This is a genomic window from Adhaeribacter rhizoryzae, assembly GCF_008629685.1.
Lineage (GTDB): Bacteria > Bacteroidota > Bacteroidia > Cytophagales > Hymenobacteraceae > Adhaeribacter > Adhaeribacter rhizoryzae.
The window spans coordinates 90,981-108,929 of sequence record NZ_VWSF01000012.1 but is presented as its reverse complement, the minus strand read 5'-3'; the positions used below and the strand labels follow the sequence as shown (position 1 = coordinate 108,929).

Here is a 17,949-nt window from a genome sequence, read left to right as displayed (position 1 = left end):
ATTTAATAAAATTAATACGCGTACTGGTCGGCCTGAATTAAGGTAGCGGCTATGCGCCGGCGGGCTCCTTTGGTATTAAAGAGTTCGGCTTTGGTAAAGCGCTTTAACCCAATTTGCAATAATTTTTGCTCGTCGCCGCCTTCTCCCATGGCACTAATGGCATCTTTACCGGCCAGATAAACTGTGTCTAAGGCTTCGTATAAATAAACGCGGGCAATATCTATCTGGCGGGCAGCGGCCTCCTCCCCTTTTTGGCTCACCAATTTTTCAACGCGCAGCAACGTCGATTCGGCCACATACGTTTTAATGGCCATGTCGGCAATATTTATTAATATTTCCTGTTCTTTTTCCAGGGTCATCATAAACTTTTGCACCGCAGTACCAGCCACCAGTAAAATGGCCTTTTTCAGGTTACGAATTATTTTTTTCGCGGCAATAAATAAGCCTTCTTCCTCATCGCCAAAATCCGGAATACTCAATAATTCGTCCTGCACGGCTTTAGCCGGGCCCATTAAATCGAGTTCCCCTTTTAAGGCTTTCTTCAGAATCATGTCTACAATCAGCATCCGGTTTATCTCGTTCGTACCTTCAAAAATCCGGTTGATGCGCGAGTCGCGGTAGGCGCGGTCCATGGGGTAATCAGCGGAAAAGCCGTAGCCGCCGAAAATTTGAACACCTTCGTCTACTACATAATCCAGCACTTCGGAACCCTCAACTTTTAAGATAGCGCATTCTACGGCAAATTCTTTAGCAGCTCCCAATAACGCTTCCGAGGAAGGTTTACCCTGGGCTAACAATTCCTGTTCTTTCTGGTAAATATCGTTGCCACACCTATACAAAGCCGATTCCATGGCAAATATCCGGATTGCCTGTTCAGCTAATTTATGCCGAATAGCGCCGAATTTAGAAATAGGAATTTTAAACTGAATTCGTTCGTTGGCATACTTCACCGATAAATTGGCTACTTTTTTAGCGGCGCCCAAGGTAGCGGCCCCGAGTTTAATGCGGCCTAAGTTTAAAATATTAAAAGCTATCAGGTGGCCTTTGCCAATTTCGCCGAGCACGTTTTCTTTGGGTACTTTGCAATCAGTAAAAAATACCTGCCGGGTTGAGGAGCCTTTAATGCCCATTTTGTGTTCCTCGTTGCCCAGGCTCAATCCTGGCGCTTTGCGCTCTACAATAAAACCGGTAAACTTATCGCCGTCTACCTGGGCAAATACAATAAATACATCAGCAAAACCGGCGTTGGTAATCCACATTTTCTGTCCGTTCAGGATGTAGTTTTCCCCGGATGCATCCAACACGGCTTTGGTTTTGGCTGCCAGCGCATCCGAGCCGGAACCCGGTTCAGTTAAACAATAGGCCGATATCCACTCGCCGGAAGCCAGTTTAGGCAAATATTTATTTTTCTGCTCTTCAGTGCCGAAATACAAGATAGGCAGAATGCCAATACCCGTGTGCGCAGCAAACGCTACCGGAAACGAATGCCCGCCACCCACCGATTCGGTAACCAGTAAAGATGTATTAAAATCCCGGTCGAAACCACCGTAAGCCGCCGGCAACGATACTGCAAATAATCCCAACTCGCCGGCTTGCCGCATCAAGCCTTCCATTAAGCCTTCTTCGTGGTTATCCAACCTATCGAGCAATGGCGTTACTTCTGCCTGAATAAATTGGTGCCCAGTTTCCGACATCATGCGCTGTTCGTCGTCAAACTCCTCCGGCATGAATATTTCGGCAGCCTCCGTTTCCTTGATAATAAACTCGCCGCCTTTCAGAATTTTATTTGTGGTTTCCATGTTGTTTAGATTTTGGTATCAGGTATTTGGTATCAGGATTTCTCAATCTTGTTAATTAATATCTTTTTGAATGAGAAGAGTCTTTTCTGTATAAGTTCAATGTCTTTTAACAGTGCCTCAATTTTCTGATTATCTACAAATCCTAAAGATTCTGCTAATAAAACTTGAGTTTGGAGTTCATACGCTGAACCAAGTGCTATACTTAAAAAATGATTAAACTCTTTATCAGAACTTCTTCCAGCACCTTCCGCTATGTTAGAAGGTATTGAAATAGCAGCACGCCTGACTTGGGAAGTTAAACCAAACTTTTCGTCTGTAGGAAAACCGGTAGAAATAAGATATACATTTTTAGCCAACTCCATTGCCTCTTGCCAAACCCTAAGTTCCTTAAAATTGTGCATCCAATTACCTGCTACTTACGTCCAACGTCTAACTCAACAATTCATAAATTCCCGCCACACCTTGGCCGCCGCCCACACAAGCTGTAACCAACCCGTATTTTTGTTTGCGCCGGCGAAGTTCGTGCCATTGCTGAATACTGAGTTTCGCGCCCGAACAACCCAGCGGGTGACCCGTAGCTATTGCGCCACCGCTTACGTTTAGTTTTTCTTCCGGAATATCCAGGTGCCGGATTACTGCTAGGGTTTGCGCTGCAAAAGCCTCGTTTATTTCAAATAAATCAATATCATCAAGCTTCAGACCGGCTTTTTCTAAAGCTTTGGGTACTGCGGCAATGGGTCCCATGCCCATAATGCGTGGGTCTACGCCGCCGGTGCCATAGGAAACCAGGCGGGCAATGGGTTCCAGGTTTAGTTCTTTTACCATACGTTCGCTCATGACCAGTACAAAGGCGGCTCCATCAGAAGTTTGGGAGGCATTACCGGCTGTTACAGTGCCATTTAGGGCAAAAACTGGCTTTAGTTTGGCTAATTTTTCGATGGAAGTGTCGGCCCGCGGGCCTTCGTCGGTATCTACAGTATAGCTGCGGGTTTTCTTTTTGCCGCTTTCGTCTACGTAGGTTTCTTCCACGGTTATGGGTACAATCTGCTCCTGAAATAACCCGGCCTGAATGGCTTTTATGGCTTTCTGATGGGAGTTAAAAGCAAATTCATCCTGATCTTCGCGGGTTACATTATAATCTTTAGCTACGGCTTCGGCAGTTAAACCCATGCTCAGGAAATATTCCGGATGCTTTTGCGCCAGGTTGTAGTTGGGCACCGTTTTATAACCCACCGTTGGCACCAGCGACATCGATTCGGTACCACCCGCAATTATGCAATCGGACTGACCAGCGGCAATTTTACTGCAGGCAATGGCAATGGTTTCGATGCCCGAGCCACAATACCGGTTCACCGTCATGCCCGAAACACTTACGGGCAACGACAACAAAGCTATCATCCGACCCATTTGTAATCCTTGCTCTGCTTCGGGCACCGCGTTTCCCACAATTAAATCTTCTACCCGCTCCGGGTCTAACTGCGGTACCGATGCCAGCAAATGCTTGATGACTTCGGCTGCCAGATCATCGGGGCGCATAAACCGGAAGCCGCCCCGGTTGGCTTTTGTTACTGCCGACCTAAAGCCGGCTACGATATAGGCATTTTGCATATTTTTAGATATTCGATGTTCGAAATTCGATTATTCAGTACTTTTTTTAACAACATTCAATTCTACAAACTATTAGGCGCTTACTTTCTTTAAACAGTTTTACTGGCGATACTAGCCCACTTCCCTGTCATCCTGGAAGGACCTATTGGGTAGATTAGATAAAGCCTCTCTCGCAAAATTGGTTATTACCTACTCAAACTATACCCGAATAATAAGTTCCAGCAGTAAAGGATTGTCCCGTTGTATTAATTTCTCCTTTTCTTCCCTGCTGATTAATTTTATTTCCTTTTCCCGCTCAATCGCATGTTTTATATGTGTATATCTTTCATAATAAACTAGTTTGTAACAGTAATATTTACCAGCAAATGTTCCGGGCTTTCCCCGGTTCTCTTTATGCTCGGCCACTCTTCTTTCTAAATCATTGGTCATACCCACATAGAAAACAGTTTTGCGAGGATTAGTGGTTATATACACGAAGTAATTGCGGTTCCACATGTCAGAAAACAAATATCCTATGCTTTAATTTTGAAGGTGCTTACTTCATAGTAAGTGTACTTACCAATTCCCAATAGTTCCTTCCAGGATGACAGGAAAAAGGAGTTTCTTAAAAAAGAAAGCCCACTTATTACAAGCAGAATAAGCAGAAAGAATATTGATGAAACTATTCTAAAATATTATCCCCTAATCTCTTCCGCTTTTCTACAATCTCATTATCCTTGTAACAGATATTAATTCATACTTTTCTAACTCTCAAATCTAATTCCGCAATGGCTTACCACCCGTTAAAATGCTTTTAATGCGTTCCAGGGTTTTGCGTTCGCCGGTTAAAGACAAAAATGCTTCGCGTTCCAGGTCTAGTAAATATTGCTCAGATACCAACGCGGGTGCCGATAAATCGCCGCCGCACATAACGTAAGCCAATTTATTCGCAATTTTTCGGTCGTGCTCCGAGATGTAATTGCCGTCGAACATGGCGTACACGCCCGTAATAAACATACCCAAGGCGCCCCGGCCGAGTACTTTAATATCTTTGCGCGGAATGGGCTGGGTATAACCCGCTTCGGCTAAATCCAGCGCAGCCTGCTTGGCTTCGGATATTAAGCGATTGTTGTTGATGGTAATTTCATCGCCGCGGCGCAGGAATTTGTAATCGAAGGCTTCGTGGGCCGAGGTAGAAACTTTGGCCATGGCAATAGTGGTAAAAGTATTGCGCAGGCTGTTGTATTCCGGGTCGCCTTCCTCGAAGCTATCGGCGGTTCTTAAAACCATTTCTTTGGTGCCGCCACCCGCCGGTATTAAACCCACGCCAAATTCTACCAAACCAATATACGATTCAGCCGCGGCTTGTACTTTATCGGCGTGCAGGCAAAGTTCGCAGCCTCCACCCAGCGTTAAACCGTGGGGCGCGGCTACTACCGGAATAGAACTATAGCGCATCCGCATCATGGTATTCTGAAACTGCCGAATCATCAGGTTTATTTCGTCGTAATCCTGATCCAGGGCATACATGTACAGTAAAGCCAGGTTAGCGCCCGCCGAAAAATTAGGCGCATCATTGCCTACCACCAAACCCCGGAAATCTTTCTCGGCAATTTCCACGGCTTTGTTCAGGCCTTGCGCCACTTCGCCACCCATGGTATTCATCTTGGTATGAAACTCCAGGTTCAGAATACCATCGCCAATATCGAACAAGGTAGCACCGGCATTTTTCCAGACGACGTTACTTGCGCGGTAATTATCCAGAATAATAAAGCTTTTGGTGCCCGGTATTGTTTTATAAGCTTTGGTAGGGATATCGTAATACAACTTTTGGCCCTTTTCTACTTTGTAGAACGAATTATTGCCACTTGCCAGCATTTCATACACCCAGGCAGCCGGCTTCTGGCCTTCGGTTTCCATAGCCTTTAAAGTTTCGGCTACACCCAACGTATCCCATAACTCAAACGGACCTAAATCCCAGCCGAAGCCGGCGCGTAAGGCATCGTCAATGCGGTATAATTCGTCGGATATTTCGGGAATGCGGTTAGAGACGTACCGAAACAAGCCGTGGGCAGTAGCCCGGAAAAATTCACCTGCTTTATCAGAGGCTTTGTAAAAGGCTTGCAAGCGGGGCTTTAAACTTTCGATGGGCTTTAGCTGCTCCATACTGGCAAACCTTACCTTTTGCTTGGGTTCGTAATCCAGCGAGTTCAGATTTAAAGTTAATATTTCAGTTTCGCCCTGCCCATTTTTGGTTTTCTTATAAAAGCCTTGCTTCGATTTATCGCCGAGCCAACCTTTATCGAGCATTTGCTGCACGTAAGGCGGCAACTGAAATAATTCGCGGGCCTCGTCGTGGGTGCCGGTTTGGTACAGTCCTTGGGCCACTTTGGCCAGCGTATCCAAGCCAACCACATCTAACGTGCGGAAGGTGGCGGATTTTGGCCGGCCAATAACCGGACCAGTGATGCGATCTACTTCATCGATGGTTAGGCCCAGGCGTTGCATTTGGTTAAAAGCATCCATGATACCAAATATTCCTACCCGGTTGGCAATAAAGGCCGGCGTATCCTTGGCCAGCACCGTGGTTTTGCCCAGGTATAAATCGCCGTAGTGCAGCAAAAATTTTACTACTTCAGGGTCGGTTTCGGGCGTTGGAATGATTTCGAGTAACTTCAGGTAGCGGGGCGGGTTAAAAAAGTGCGTGCCACAGAAATGTTTCCGGAAATCGTCGGAGCGGCCGCTAGCCATCAGGTGAATAGGAATACCGGAAGTGTTGGAGGTAATGAGGGTGCCCGGCTTGCGATATTCTTCTACCTGCTGAAACAAAGATTGCTTTATTTTCAGGTTTTCTACTACAACTTCAATAATCCAGTCGCAGGTAGAAATATCTTTTAAATTATCGGTGAAGTTGCCGGTGGTAATAAAACTGGCCGCCGATTTTTTATAAAGTGGCGAAGGGTTAGCACCGATAGCCGCTTGTAAGGAGCTATTCACAATCCGGTTTTTTACGGCCGGACTATCCAGGGTTAAACCGCGTTCTGCTTCTTCGGGGGCTAATTCTTTGGGCGGAATATCGAGCAATAATACCTGTACACCAATATTGGCAAAGTGGCAGGCAATACGGGAGCCCATTACCCCCGAACCCAATACGGCAACTTTTTTAATAAATCTCTTCATTAGCTGGCGTTAGTATCAGAATATTAAACTGAAGGCTAATTTTTATCTGCCTTCATAATTTCGCTTTTGTGTTTGTAATAGTTTTTCCTTAGGCTTTCTCCATTCTTTTAGTTTCTACTGTTGTATCTTCTTTCTGGCCTTTGTGGTTGAGCGGTTCATAAATTTCTTTATTGTCGATCATGCGGTTGATGCGCGAGATAACTTTAAAGAAGGTAGTAAGTTCTTTGGCCGGTATTTTTTCCCGGACCTTCTGGTTAAAATGCCGCACCGTTTGCCGGGATATTTCTCTTTTTTCGAGGCCTTTTTCGGTTAATAAAATCCGGACCGATCGTTTATCCTGAGAATCTGCCTTTTTACAAATCAGGCCTTTTTCTTCCATACTTTTTAAAATACGGGTGAGGCTGCGGGCTTCGAGGCCTAACAAGGGAGCAATTTTGGTGGCCGGGGTGCCTTCCTGCGGATTAATATTGAGCAATACAAACCCAATGGAAGTAGTGATATCAAACTGAGCCGCTTCGGTGTTATACATCCGGGAAATAGCGTGCCAGCAGACCTTAACATTATAATCTACCGTTTCTTCAGGTTTCATAAGTAAGCACGTTTGCTTTTTTAAGGTTTACTAAAAATACAAAAAATTGTTATGCTTGCATACTAGTTCTTAATATTTTTTCTGCAAAAAATTCTAAGCCTAATATTATTAAAAACTGCTGTTTATCTGCTTTAACAAAACAGGTAATAAACCAATAAAACACAAACCAGGGCGGTTAAACCTTGTAAAAAAGTCACTATCGTAAAACCTTGGTAAGCTTCTTTTACCGTGAGGCCACTAAACTGGGTAATCACCCAGAAGTACGAATCGTTGGCGTGCGAAACCACCATCGCGCCGGCCCCAATAGCTGCCACCAACAAACTAAGTTCCAGTCCGGTATCGAAGCCAATAGTGGTTAAAAGTGGTGCTAGCATAGAAGAGGTAATAACCAAAGCCGAGGTAGTAGAACCCTGCGAAGTTTTAAGTAAAGCGGCAATAATAAAACTGATTACTAATAAAAAACTGCCGGAAGCAGCATTATTGCTTAACCATTCGCCCACCAAAGCCGCCACTGGCGTAGCTTTTAGCAAAGCGCCGAAGGCGCCACCCGCACCAGTTAATATTAAAATAGGACCGGCCTGCAAAATACCTTCGGATACCCACCCGGAAAAAGCACTAGCATGCCAATGAGGCAATAAAAAGATACTCAGCCCAACGCCAAAAAGTAAAGCAATGAGCGGCGAACCTAAAAAATTAAGCGCAGCAGCTATAGCCGGTGATATTGCCAAAATATTGGTTACCGAAGCCAGCGAAATCAACAGAATTGGCACCAGAATAGGCGCTAATGATTTTAATAAACCCGGTATGGATTCTGTTTCAGATGTAGCTTCCGGTACTACACTTGTTGTTGGTATAGTACCTAACTTTTTTGCGGCAACTATGGCATAAATATAAGCAACCAGCACCACCGGTATAGAAATAGCCAGGCCTACTAATATTACTGTTCCTAAATGCTCCGAAGCTCCCAGGTTACCCGCCGCTGCAATCGGGCCGGGGGTGGGTGGAATAAGGGTATGCGACGTGTACAAGCCCGATGCCAAGGCAATAGTAAGCGAGCCATTGGCCAGTTTGCTGCGCTGCGCCAGCGCCCGGTTAATGCCCGATAACAAAATAAAACCCGAATCGCAGAAAACCGGAATACCTACGATTAACCCAATCACCGACATAGCCAAAGCCGGCTTAGTTGGTCCTACTAAGTTCAATACGGCATCGGCAATGCGCAAAGCCGCTCCCGAACGTTCCAGCGCCACGCCAATAATGCTGCCCAATACTACTACCAACCCAATAGAACCCATTAAAGAGCCGAAGCCAGCAGCAATGGTTGTACCTATATCGGCCAAAGGCATTCGTACGGCTATACCCACGCCAAAGCAGGCCAGCAGCAACGCCAGGAACGGATGAATTTTAAATACCGAAGTGCTTAATACAATAAATACAACCGCCAGCCCGATTATGAGCAGCAACAAAGGTCCTTCTACCATGGTTTACAGGCTTTGCAGCTATTATTTATATAAGCCTTCGATTAAATCGCGGTAGTTGCTGTAAATAATTTTACGCTTTAGTTTAAGCGATGGCGTTAACTCGCCGCTTTCTACGGTCCAGCCATTAGGCACCAGCTTAAACTTTTTAATTTGCTCCCACTGCGCAAATTGTTCGTTAAATTTGGCTACTTCTTTTTTATATTTACTCAGCACTTCCGGGTGCTCTATCATTTCGGTGTTGGTGGTATAGGCAATGTCGTGAATTTTGCACCAATCCTGTAAGCCGCTAAACGACGGCACAATTAACGCCGACGGAAACTTCTGTCCTTCGCCTACTACCATAGCCTGCTCAATCAGCAGCGATTCTTTCAGCCGGTTTTCGATCATCTGCGGAGCAATATATTTACCGCCGGAAGTCTTAAACATTTCTTTTTTGCGGTCGGTAATTTTCAGGTATTTGCCCTGTACAAATTCGCCTATGTCGCCGGTATGAAAATAGCCTTCCGCATCAATTACCTCGGCGGTCAGGTCGGGCCGATTGTAATAGCCTTGCATAATGTGCGGACCACGGGTTAATATTTCACCGTCCGGGGCAATTTTTACTTCTACATCATCTACCAAAGGGCCAACCGTACCAATTACGTTTTCGTCGGGGTTATGGCGGTTTACCGCAATTACCGGCGATGTTTCGGTGAGGCCGTAACCTTCCATCACCCTAATTTGGGCTGCCCAGAAAACGCGGGCCAGGCGCGGCTGCAAAGCGGCTCCGCCCGATACAATAGCAATGACGTTGCCGCCCAACGCTTCGCGCCATTTATTAAATATTAATTTATTTGCTATAGCCAATTGCGCATTGTACCAGGGCGTACGGTTCTGGTTATCGTATTGCAACCCTAAGTTTAAAGCCCAGAAAAACAAGCTGCGTTTTACACCGGTCAGGTCCATGCCTTTGCTTACAATTTTATCGTAAACTTTTTCCAGCAGGCGTGGCACCGTCGAAAAAACATGAGGCTTTATTTCTTTTAAATTCTCGGCAATGGTTTCCATGCCCTCGGCAAAGTAAATAGAAACGCCCTCCGAAATATACAAAGCGGTAAGCATGCGCTCGTAAATATGGCAAAGCGGTAAAAAGCTTAAAGCCAAGTGGTTATTATTTACGGGCACGTAAGGTTTGCACGACTTCACATTGCTAATTAAGTTATTGTGCGTCAGCATTACGCCTTTGGGGTTGCCGGTAGTGCCCGAAGTATAAATAATGGTAAATAAATCTTCGGGTTTAATAGTAGCTTTAATGGGCTCCAGTTGCGGAACTTCCTGCGGGTCGGCCAGGGCCAGTAATTCGCGCCAGTTCCGGGCACCGGGTACTTCATCAAACGTATAAATTTCCTGAATGCCTTCTAAATCGGCGGTGGCGGCTATTACTTTGTTATACAACGAGTTGCCCGATACAAATATCATTTTCACATCGGCATCCCGGAAAATATAGCGGTAATCTTCGATGGTAATAGTCGGGTACATGGGCACACTTATGGCGCCTACCTGCTGAATGCCGTGGTCGGCAATGAGCCATTCCGGGCGATTCAGCGAAACAATAGCAATTTTATCGTTTTTCTGAATACCCGATTTAAGTAAACCTAAACTAAAAAGGTTTACGGTATTAATAACTTCCTGCGTATTCTGTTTTTCCCATTGGCCTCTAATTTTAGCCACCAAACAATCTTCCTGCGGGTACTGCTGCAACTGGTAAGGTAAAATGTCAAATACTCTTTTTATTTCCATGTTTATCGGAAGGCGCTAATTTTTACCGGATTAAATAAAAGACTTTTTTCTCAAAAAATTATTAATACTACGCATAACATTTACCTTGGCTTTAGAAATTTGGCAAATTTGTTTCTGATTCTGCGCTGGTCCTTAAAAATTATTAATTTTGATTTTCTTCCTGGCGCCCTTTTATGAACTTATCTATTTTTTTTGAACCCCTGCGTGATTTTGCCGATGCCTTTACCACAGACCCGAAATCGGTAGGGAGTGCGGTTAGCTTGTTTAGTCATAAATTTCCGGATTGGCGCTCCGCAGATATGGCTATTATTGGGGTTAACGAATTTAGGGGCAGCGCTCAGGAAAATTCTGCCGTACACCCGGCCAACGAAGTACGACGCAAGCTTTATAACCTAAAAAAAGGCTCCGGCGCTTACAAAATTGTGGATTTAGGCAACCTGCTGCCGGGCATAACTTTAGAAGACACGTATCTGCGGATAAAAGAAATTGCCGAAAACTTAATAACGCACAACACCTTACCAATTATTATCGGAGGCAGCCACGACCTCGATTTCGGGCAATTTCTGGCCTACGAAAACCTGGAAAAAGCGGTAAACCTGGTAACGGTAGATAGTTGCATTGATATGCAGGAAAGCGCCGCCGTACCGCACCACAACAAGCGCCACCTGCACCGCATTTTAATGCACGAACCCAATTATCTTTTTAGTTTAAGCCAGGTTGGTTATCAGTCTTATTTGGTAGAACCCGAGGTTATTGCCACCCTGGAAAAACTGCATTTTGAAACGGTGCGCGTCGGCGAAATTCATCATAATATGCAACTGGTAGAACCGGTAATCAGGCAGGCCGATTTAATTAGTTTCGATATTTCGGCTATAAATGCCCAAGCGGCACCCAACAGCACCGGTGGCAATCCGTTTGGTTTAACCGGCGAAGAAGCTTGTCAGATTTGCTGGTACGCCGGCCAGAACGATGGTTTAAGTTCTTTTGGCCTATACGAATATTACCCCGAAAATGACCACCACGGCTTAACAGCGATGACGCTGGCAGTAATGATTTGGTATTTTGTAGAAGGCTTTTACCACCGCAAAAACGAAACCGACTTTACGGGCAAAAAATTTGTTCGCTACGCCATTGCCTTCCACGATAATCCCAACAAAATGACCTTTTACAAAAGCAAGGTTTCGGATAAATGGTGGATGGAAGTAGAAGGCCTGAGCGGCGATAAAAATATTAAAATTGTGCCTTGCAGCTACGACGACTATTTGGCCGCCTCTAAAGGCGAAGTACCCAACCGCTGGATTTTAACGCAGGGCCGTATGGCGTAATTATTTTAATTTAATTAATTTACTTTTTTACGAATATAATATTCCTCCGGACAATCATTACAGACTTCAAAAATCCGGGTGTGCAGCGTATCGCCATTAATTAAGAATAGTGGTTGCCCCGTACTTTGACTGTTTAGGTAAAAAACAAAAACAGAATCCCGGGCCGGTTCAGCGCTTTTTATTTTAACTATTCTGTAAGGAGCTTCTTCTACTACTAAGCCATTGCGAAATTTCTTATAAATATTATTAGCCCCAAAAGAGATAGTTTCAGAGTAGCCCATCTGGGCCGGTGTTTTCCAGCCGCCCCAGCCGTAATAAGTTTTATCCCATTGCCATTCGCCTAAAAACTGCTGTTGCGCTTTTTCCGTCGGGTTAGTTTTCATACCAGGTTCCACGCAGGTAACCAAATCGCAACTGCTTAGTAAAAAGATTAAATTTATACATACCAGATACCAGCCGTATATTTTTGCGCTCATAATTAGGTTAAGTTTACTGATACGACCCTTATTTTTGTATTTGGTTGCATGAGGTCAACAGGATTAATTTAAACCAGAATTGCTTTAACAAAATAAATATTCACGGATTTATACCGGATGAAAGATAAAGTACTACCAGAATACACTAAAAACCAGTTGGCCTTGCGTAACGGCCAGGATCGCGATGAAATTTGGATTGCCTACAAAGGCCAGATATACGATGTTAGAAAATCGCGCTTGTGGAGCCGCGGCAACCATTACGAACACTGGGCCGGTCAGGACTTAACCGAGGAGTTAAAGGATGCGCCGCACGACGAATATGTTTTCGATAAATTTGAAGTGATTGGCCTATTAAAGTAACTATCTCTTATTGCCCTTAAAAACAATTTAAATAAATATTTAAATAAAGGCCGTGGATGATTGCCTGCGGATGATAAACGTAAACGATGATTTTAATTGCCGATAGTGGCTCGACTAAAACAGATTGGCGCCTGCTTTTGCCCAACGGAAAAATTGCCCAGGCCACTACCGTAGGCTTTAACCCCAATTACCAGACGGCAGAAAATATTCAGACGGAACTGTTAGAAAACTTGCTGCCCCAACTTGGCGGGAACCAACCTACGCATATTTACTTTTACGGTGCCGGGTGCAGCACCGAAGCCAAGTGCAGCCTGGTAGCCGGTGCTATTTTAACCGTATTCCCGCACAGCCAGGTACAAGTAATGAGCGATGTAGTGGCGGCTGCCCGGGGTACTTGCGGCCATTCAGCGGGGATTGCCTGTATATTGGGTACCGGTTCTAACTCTTGCCTTTACGATGGCCAAAATATTACGGCCCAAATGCCCTGTCTGGGTTTTACCTTGGGCAACGAAGGCAGCGGCAGCTACATTGGTAAAAAATTATTAAACCTGTACTTAAACAACGAATTACCTTCGGATTTACAGGAAGCTTTCCGGAAACAATATCCGCAAACCCAAGCCGAAATATTGCACCACATTTACAACGAGCCGTTTCCTAACCGTTATGTAGCCTCTTTTGCCCATTTCTTACAAGGCCGGCAGCGCCACCCGTTTATCGCAGATTTGCTGCACCAGAATTTTCTGGATTTCTTTCGGCTTACAGTTTGCAAATACCCTAATTACCAGGCTTTGCCCACGCATTTTGTTGGTTCCGTTGCTTTTTACTTTGCCGATATTTTACGCAAAACAGCCAAAAGCCAAAATATTCAGGTAGGCCGGGTGCTACAAAGTCCTATTGCGGGTTTGGCGCTTTACCACCAGGAAGCAGCCGGTAATATTTAATTACTGCCAGGTTTTACCGGGTAGTTTAAAGCAGAAATTCTCCAAAGTATTCTTTTTACTTTTGTCCAGATACATGATACCTTTTACTAAAATCCATTCCATCTTATGAGTACCACCGAAACCAGTTCGCATTTTAATAACCTGGAGCACATGACGGTAAATGAACTGCTGGTAAATATTAACCAGGAAGATAAAACCGTACCGCTGGCCGTAGAAAAAGCTATTCCGCAACTGGAAGCGCTGGTGCAAGCTGTAGTAGAGCGGATGCAAAAAGGTGGCCGGTTATTTTACATTGGTGCTGGTACCAGCGGCCGCTTGGGTATTGTAGATGCCTCGGAATGTCCGCCCACTTACGGTGTACCACACGGCCTGGTAGTAGGTATAATTGCCGGCGGCGATACCGCCATCCGGAAAGCCGTTGAATTTGCCGAAGACGACTACGAACAAGCCTGGAAAGATTTAGAACAGCATCAGATTAATGCCAACGATATTGTGGTGGGTATTGCGGCTTCGGGTCGCACGCCTTACGTAATTGGCGGCCTGGAAAAATGCAAGGCAGCGGGCATTGCTACCGGCTGCATTGTTTGTAATGCCGGTTCTAAAGTAGCCCAGGTAGCCGATTACCCGGTAGAAGTAATTACCGGTCCGGAGTTTGTTACCGGCAGCACCCGCATGAAAGCCGGTACCGGCCAGAAACTGGCGCTAAACATGCTTACCACCGCCACCATGATTCAGTTGGGCCACGTGAAAGGCAATAAAATGGTAGATATGCAGCTTTCGAATCATAAACTGGTACACCGGGCCATCCGGATGGTAATGGAAGAAATACCCGTAAGCGAAGCCGAAGCCGAAAAATTATTACAACAATACGGCAGTGTGCGGGGAGCCATTGATAATTATACAGGTAATTAGCCTACTTGCCTAAAAGTTATAGCTCTAATTCTGGTAAGCTAATTTTAAAGCTAAAACCCCAAAAACTGTTATATAAAGCGCCGCCATAAAAAGCAGATAATCTATAATTCCGGAAATCCGGCACAACCTCTTTTTTGTATGTAAGTATGAAGAACAATCTTTTACTTTAATTTAATACCGGACTTTATATGCATACCATAGAGCCCTTTTACAACTGGATAGATCAATACAGCGCTTCTGAAGATCCGCGCTCGCCGCTTTATGGAGCCGAAAATAACCTGATGGAATTTACCCATACTATTTACGGGTATTATATTCATCCGCAATGGGACGATATTGAATCGGAAACCCTGTTTCTGAAAATATTATTTGTAGATTATGATTTGGGTTTTGGCGTGATAGAATTTATTGGCGAGTGGAACGACACGCTGCACAACGATATTATGCACCTGAAACGCAACATCATCGACCCGATGGTGCAGGAAGGTATTTCGCATTTTATTTTAATTGGCGAAAACGTTTTTAATTTTCATGGTTCCGACGATTCTTACTACGAAGAATGGTTTGAAGACGTAGAAGACGGCTGGATTGCCGCTATCTGCTTTCAGGATTTTGTGCTGGAAGAAATGAAACAGTTTAATTTAGATTATTACATTAATTTTGGCGGAACGCTGGAGCACCTGAATTGGCGCACCCTGGAACCCCGCCTGCTTTTTAACAGAGTAAGTAATTTAATTCAGAAACGACTAGGTTTATAATTTTAGAGGTTACTTACGCAAAGTTCCAACCTTTTAAAACCAAGAGCGCCGCCCAATTAACCTAAATAATTGGGCGGCGCTTCTGGTTTTAATTTCTCTTAAATATTAACGCGGGTCATTTTTATCGTTGCTGTCGTGGGCTTCGTCCGCTTCGTCTTCCATATCCGGGTCTTCCATGTCTACCGCTCCGGCATCTTCGGCTTCATCTTCGGTTGCTTCAATCTGCTCTTGGTCTCCACTTTCCTGCCTCGAATCGCAAGACCCTAAGCCAAAGCTAAATAAGCCGGCAGTAAGCATCATTAAAAATATCTTTTTCATAGCTTTAGCGTTTAAGTTACGGCCCAATAAAATAAAATGCTTGGCCATTATTCTAATTCAGATTATAATGGTTTTCTACTTTAAGTTTAAAGCAAAGGTTACTTGGTTTAATATTTAAAAATTGGCATTAAATGCCTGGTAAACTGTAAAACATGCGGCTATTATCCAGCACTTCAACCAATTGATCTGTTATTGTTTAATATTTTCCAGAAGCCCGTTAATCACCCAAGAGCATCTGTTTATATTTTTATCAAACCTGAATATTATGCCTTAGATAAAAACAAAAGCGCCGGCCAGAAGTCTGGCCAGCGCTTTTAAGTTTTAAGCTTTAGCTTAATATTTTTTATTGCGGATCAGCTGCATCAATGCTATCTTCCGCTTCTTCAGCGGCCTCTTCCGCAGCCGGCATATCAGCATCATCGGCGGCATCTTCCGCCGCTTCAGCTTGTTCTTCAGCCGCATTTTCTTTAGGAGAATCGCAAGAGATGGTACCAAAACTAAACAAGCCGGTAGCCAGCATCATTAAAAATAGTTTTTTCATAATATTTAGGTTTAAGTGCATACTATATTATTTCTACAATGCAAAAAATAATAATATTTTGGTTAAACGATATATATTATTTTTGGTTTAAACCAGCAAGCATATTTCTTTAACAAATTCCTGAAAATCAATAAATACAAAAAAAGGCCAACTTGTGGTCAGCCTCTTTTATAAATAAATTAATTTCCTAAAAACTTACAATCCACTGCTATCCGGTTTTACCGAATCGCCCAAAATTATAACCCTGGTCGTATCGTTAATGGCCGCAATGGTTTCGGCCTGGTCGGTTGCAGAAGCCTCTTGGACAGCCCCGCCCGGCTCCGACATGTACGTATCATTATCTATTTTACGCGAATTACAGGCCATACTTAAAAAAAAACTAGCTAATAAGAGGCTGGTTAATATTTTTGCTTTCATAAGCATAAGCGCTGATACCAAAGTTAAGGCTGATTTTTTGGGCTTATTATTTTTTCCGGTAAATCACATTAATGGGCACACCTTCGAAACCAAAGTGCTTCCGGATTTTATTTTCTAAAAACCGGGTATAGCTCTCGCGAATATATTGGGGCAAGTTACAAAAAAAAGCAAACGTAGGATTATGCGTGGGCAATTGGGTAACGTATTTAATTTTTACGAATTTACCTTTTATAGCCGGCGGCGGATAAGCTTCAATTTCTTTTAAAATAACATCATTCAGCTTAGAAGTAGGTATTTTCTGGGTTTTATTCTGGTATACCTGCACGGCCGTTTCGATGGCTTTATGCACCCGCTGCTTGGTTAATACCGATGTAAAAATAATGGGCATATAGGTCATAGGTGCCAGCTTTTCCCGGATCTGCTCTTCTATTTCTTTCATGGTATTGGTGGCCTTGTTTTCGATCAGGTCCCATTTATTTACCAATATTACAATGCCTTTCCGGTTTTTATCGGCTAGGCCAATAATATTTACATCCTGGGCTTCCAGGCCGCGCGTGGCATCTATCATTACAATACAAATATCCGATTCTTCTAAAGCCCGGATAGAACGCAGTACCGAATAAAACTCAATATCTTCGTGTACTTTGGCTTTACGGCGCAAACCGGCGGTATCGATAATGATAAATTCGTTGCCGAATGCATTGTACCGCGAGTGAATAGAATCGCGGGTAGTACCGGCCACATCCGTTACAATATTTCGTTCTTCGCCCAACAATAAATTTACAAACGACGACTTACCTACATTGGGGCGGCCTAACACTGCAATTTTCGGAATTCCTTCGTCGGGGTTTTCCGGATCTTCGGTCTGGAAATGTTTAACTACTTCGTCGAGTAAATCGCCGGTACCAGAGCCATTAGCCGATGAAATGGGGAATATGTTATCGCCGAGGCCCAACGCGTAAAACTCGCCGGCTAAGTGCGCCCGCAAATTGGTATCGGCTTTATTCGCGATAATAAAAACGGGTTTATCGGTGCGGCGCAAAACATCCGCAAACTCTTCGTCCAGTCCGGTTAAGCCGGCATCCACATCTACCATAAACAATATTACAGTAGCTTCTTTTATAGCCAGTTCTACTTGTTTCCGGATTTCGCCTTCAAATATATCGTCGGAGCCGTGCACATAACCGCCGGTATCAATTACGGTATAAAATTTACCACACCACTCGCCATAACCATAATGACGGTCGCGGGTTACGCCGCTCACGTTATCCATAATAGCTTTCCGCTCACCTACCAGGCGGTTAAAAAGCGTTGACTTACCGACGTTAGGCCGGCCAACAATAGCTACAATATTTGCCATTAACTTTAATTTGTTTTTTCAGCCCGGTTTAGTTGCGTCCGGGTATCCGAAAAAGATTTAGAAATTTATTTAACTTTTGCCTCAGCTTTTCAGCCTCCGGCTATCTTATTTTTCTCTTATTTAAGA

General features: G+C 44.2%; 18 protein-coding genes. 5 read left to right on the top strand and 13 right to left on the bottom strand.

The genetic code is table 11. The annotated features are described in order from the left end of the window. Window positions 1–11: 11 nt before the first annotated feature. The 8 genes from F0145_RS15730 to F0145_RS15695 all read right to left on the bottom strand — a co-directional run bounded on the left by F0145_RS15730 (window position 12) and on the right by F0145_RS15695 (window position 10,415). The gene (locus tag F0145_RS15730; protein ID WP_150089609.1) at window positions 12–1,799 is read right to left on the bottom strand and encodes an acyl-CoA dehydrogenase family protein; all 1,788 of its coding nucleotides are present in this window, start codon (window positions 1,797–1,799) and stop codon (window positions 12–14) included. Window positions 1,800–1,831: 32 nt separating this feature from the next. Further along, window positions 1,832–2,200: a four helix bundle protein gene (locus tag F0145_RS15725; RefSeq protein WP_150089607.1), complete on the bottom strand. Its 369-nt coding sequence runs from the start codon at window positions 2,198–2,200 to the stop codon at window positions 1,832–1,834. Between the two features lie 28 nt (window positions 2,201–2,228). Then, the gene (locus F0145_RS15720; RefSeq protein WP_150089605.1) at window positions 2,229–3,407 is read right to left on the bottom strand and encodes a thiolase family protein; all 1,179 of its coding nucleotides are present in this window, start codon (window positions 3,405–3,407) and stop codon (window positions 2,229–2,231) included. Window positions 3,408–3,605: 198 nt separating this feature from the next. Then, window positions 3,606–3,902: a GIY-YIG nuclease family protein gene (locus F0145_RS15715; RefSeq protein WP_150089603.1), complete on the bottom strand. Its 297-nt coding sequence runs from the start codon at window positions 3,900–3,902 to the stop codon at window positions 3,606–3,608. A 261-nt stretch (window positions 3,903–4,163) separates the two neighbouring features. Then, window positions 4,164–6,566: a 3-hydroxyacyl-CoA dehydrogenase/enoyl-CoA hydratase family protein gene (locus tag F0145_RS15710; protein WP_150089601.1), complete on the bottom strand. Its 2,403-nt coding sequence runs from the start codon at window positions 6,564–6,566 to the stop codon at window positions 4,164–4,166. An 88-nt stretch (window positions 6,567–6,654) separates the two neighbouring features. Beyond that, window positions 6,655–7,155 carry a MarR family winged helix-turn-helix transcriptional regulator gene (locus tag F0145_RS15705; RefSeq protein ID WP_150089599.1) on the bottom strand — a complete coding sequence of 167 codons (501 nt, stop codon included), beginning with the start codon at window positions 7,153–7,155 and terminating at the stop codon, window positions 6,655–6,657. A gap of 131 nt (window positions 7,156–7,286) precedes the next feature. Beyond that, on the bottom strand, window positions 7,287–8,636 hold the full coding sequence (locus F0145_RS15700) for a GntP family permease (RefSeq protein ID WP_150089597.1): 1,350 nt from the start codon (window positions 8,634–8,636) through the stop codon (window positions 7,287–7,289). 21 nt (window positions 8,637–8,657) lie between these two features. Continuing rightward, the gene (locus tag F0145_RS15695) at window positions 8,658–10,415 is read right to left on the bottom strand and encodes an AMP-dependent synthetase/ligase (protein WP_150089595.1); all 1,758 of its coding nucleotides are present in this window, start codon (window positions 10,413–10,415) and stop codon (window positions 8,658–8,660) included. Between the two features lie 173 nt (window positions 10,416–10,588). Between F0145_RS15695 and F0145_RS15690 the strand changes: the two genes are divergently transcribed. Further along, complete coding sequence (locus tag F0145_RS15690) at window positions 10,589–11,740, top strand: formimidoylglutamase (protein ID WP_150089593.1); 1,152 nt, start codon at window positions 10,589–10,591, stop codon at window positions 11,738–11,740. A 14-nt stretch (window positions 11,741–11,754) separates the two neighbouring features. Here F0145_RS15690 and F0145_RS15685 read toward each other — a convergent pair whose 3' ends face one another. Beyond that, the gene (locus F0145_RS15685; RefSeq protein WP_150089591.1) at window positions 11,755–12,216 is read right to left on the bottom strand and encodes a hypothetical protein; all 462 of its coding nucleotides are present in this window, start codon (window positions 12,214–12,216) and stop codon (window positions 11,755–11,757) included. Between the two features lie 117 nt (window positions 12,217–12,333). Between F0145_RS15685 and F0145_RS15680 the strand changes: the two genes are divergently transcribed. From F0145_RS15680 to F0145_RS15665, 4 genes are all read left to right on the top strand, one after another. Further along, window positions 12,334–12,576: a cytochrome b5 domain-containing protein gene (locus F0145_RS15680; RefSeq protein ID WP_150089589.1), complete on the top strand. Its 243-nt coding sequence runs from the start codon at window positions 12,334–12,336 to the stop codon at window positions 12,574–12,576. An 86-nt stretch (window positions 12,577–12,662) separates the two neighbouring features. After that, window positions 12,663–13,517 (top strand): N-acetylglucosamine kinase, encoded by an 855-nt coding sequence (locus F0145_RS15675; RefSeq protein WP_150089587.1) that lies wholly within the window; start codon window positions 12,663–12,665, stop codon window positions 13,515–13,517. 105 nt (window positions 13,518–13,622) lie between these two features. Continuing rightward, entirely contained in the window at window positions 13,623–14,429 is an 807-nt protein-coding gene (gene murQ, locus F0145_RS15670; protein WP_150089585.1) for an N-acetylmuramic acid 6-phosphate etherase, read from the top strand. A gap of 188 nt (window positions 14,430–14,617) precedes the next feature. Continuing rightward, on the top strand, window positions 14,618–15,187 hold the full coding sequence (locus tag F0145_RS15665) for a hypothetical protein (RefSeq protein ID WP_150089583.1): 570 nt from the start codon (window positions 14,618–14,620) through the stop codon (window positions 15,185–15,187). Between the two features lie 105 nt (window positions 15,188–15,292). Here the strand turns inward: F0145_RS15665 and F0145_RS15660 are convergent, their stop codons facing one another. The 4 genes from F0145_RS15660 to der form a co-directional block, all read right to left on the bottom strand. Then, on the bottom strand, window positions 15,293–15,505 hold the full coding sequence (locus F0145_RS15660; RefSeq protein WP_150089581.1) for a hypothetical protein: 213 nt from the start codon (window positions 15,503–15,505) through the stop codon (window positions 15,293–15,295). Between the two features lie 343 nt (window positions 15,506–15,848). After that, window positions 15,849–16,046, bottom strand: coding sequence for a hypothetical protein (locus F0145_RS26250; RefSeq protein ID WP_190277567.1), 198 nt, complete (start codon window positions 16,044–16,046; stop codon window positions 15,849–15,851). A 195-nt stretch (window positions 16,047–16,241) separates the two neighbouring features. Further along, entirely contained in the window at window positions 16,242–16,463 is a 222-nt protein-coding gene (locus F0145_RS15650) for a hypothetical protein (protein WP_150089579.1), read from the bottom strand. Between the two features lie 46 nt (window positions 16,464–16,509). Next, on the bottom strand, window positions 16,510–17,823 hold the full coding sequence (der, locus tag F0145_RS15645; RefSeq protein ID WP_150089577.1) for a ribosome biogenesis GTPase Der: 1,314 nt from the start codon (window positions 17,821–17,823) through the stop codon (window positions 16,510–16,512). Between the last annotated feature and the right edge of the window lie 126 nt (window positions 17,824–17,949).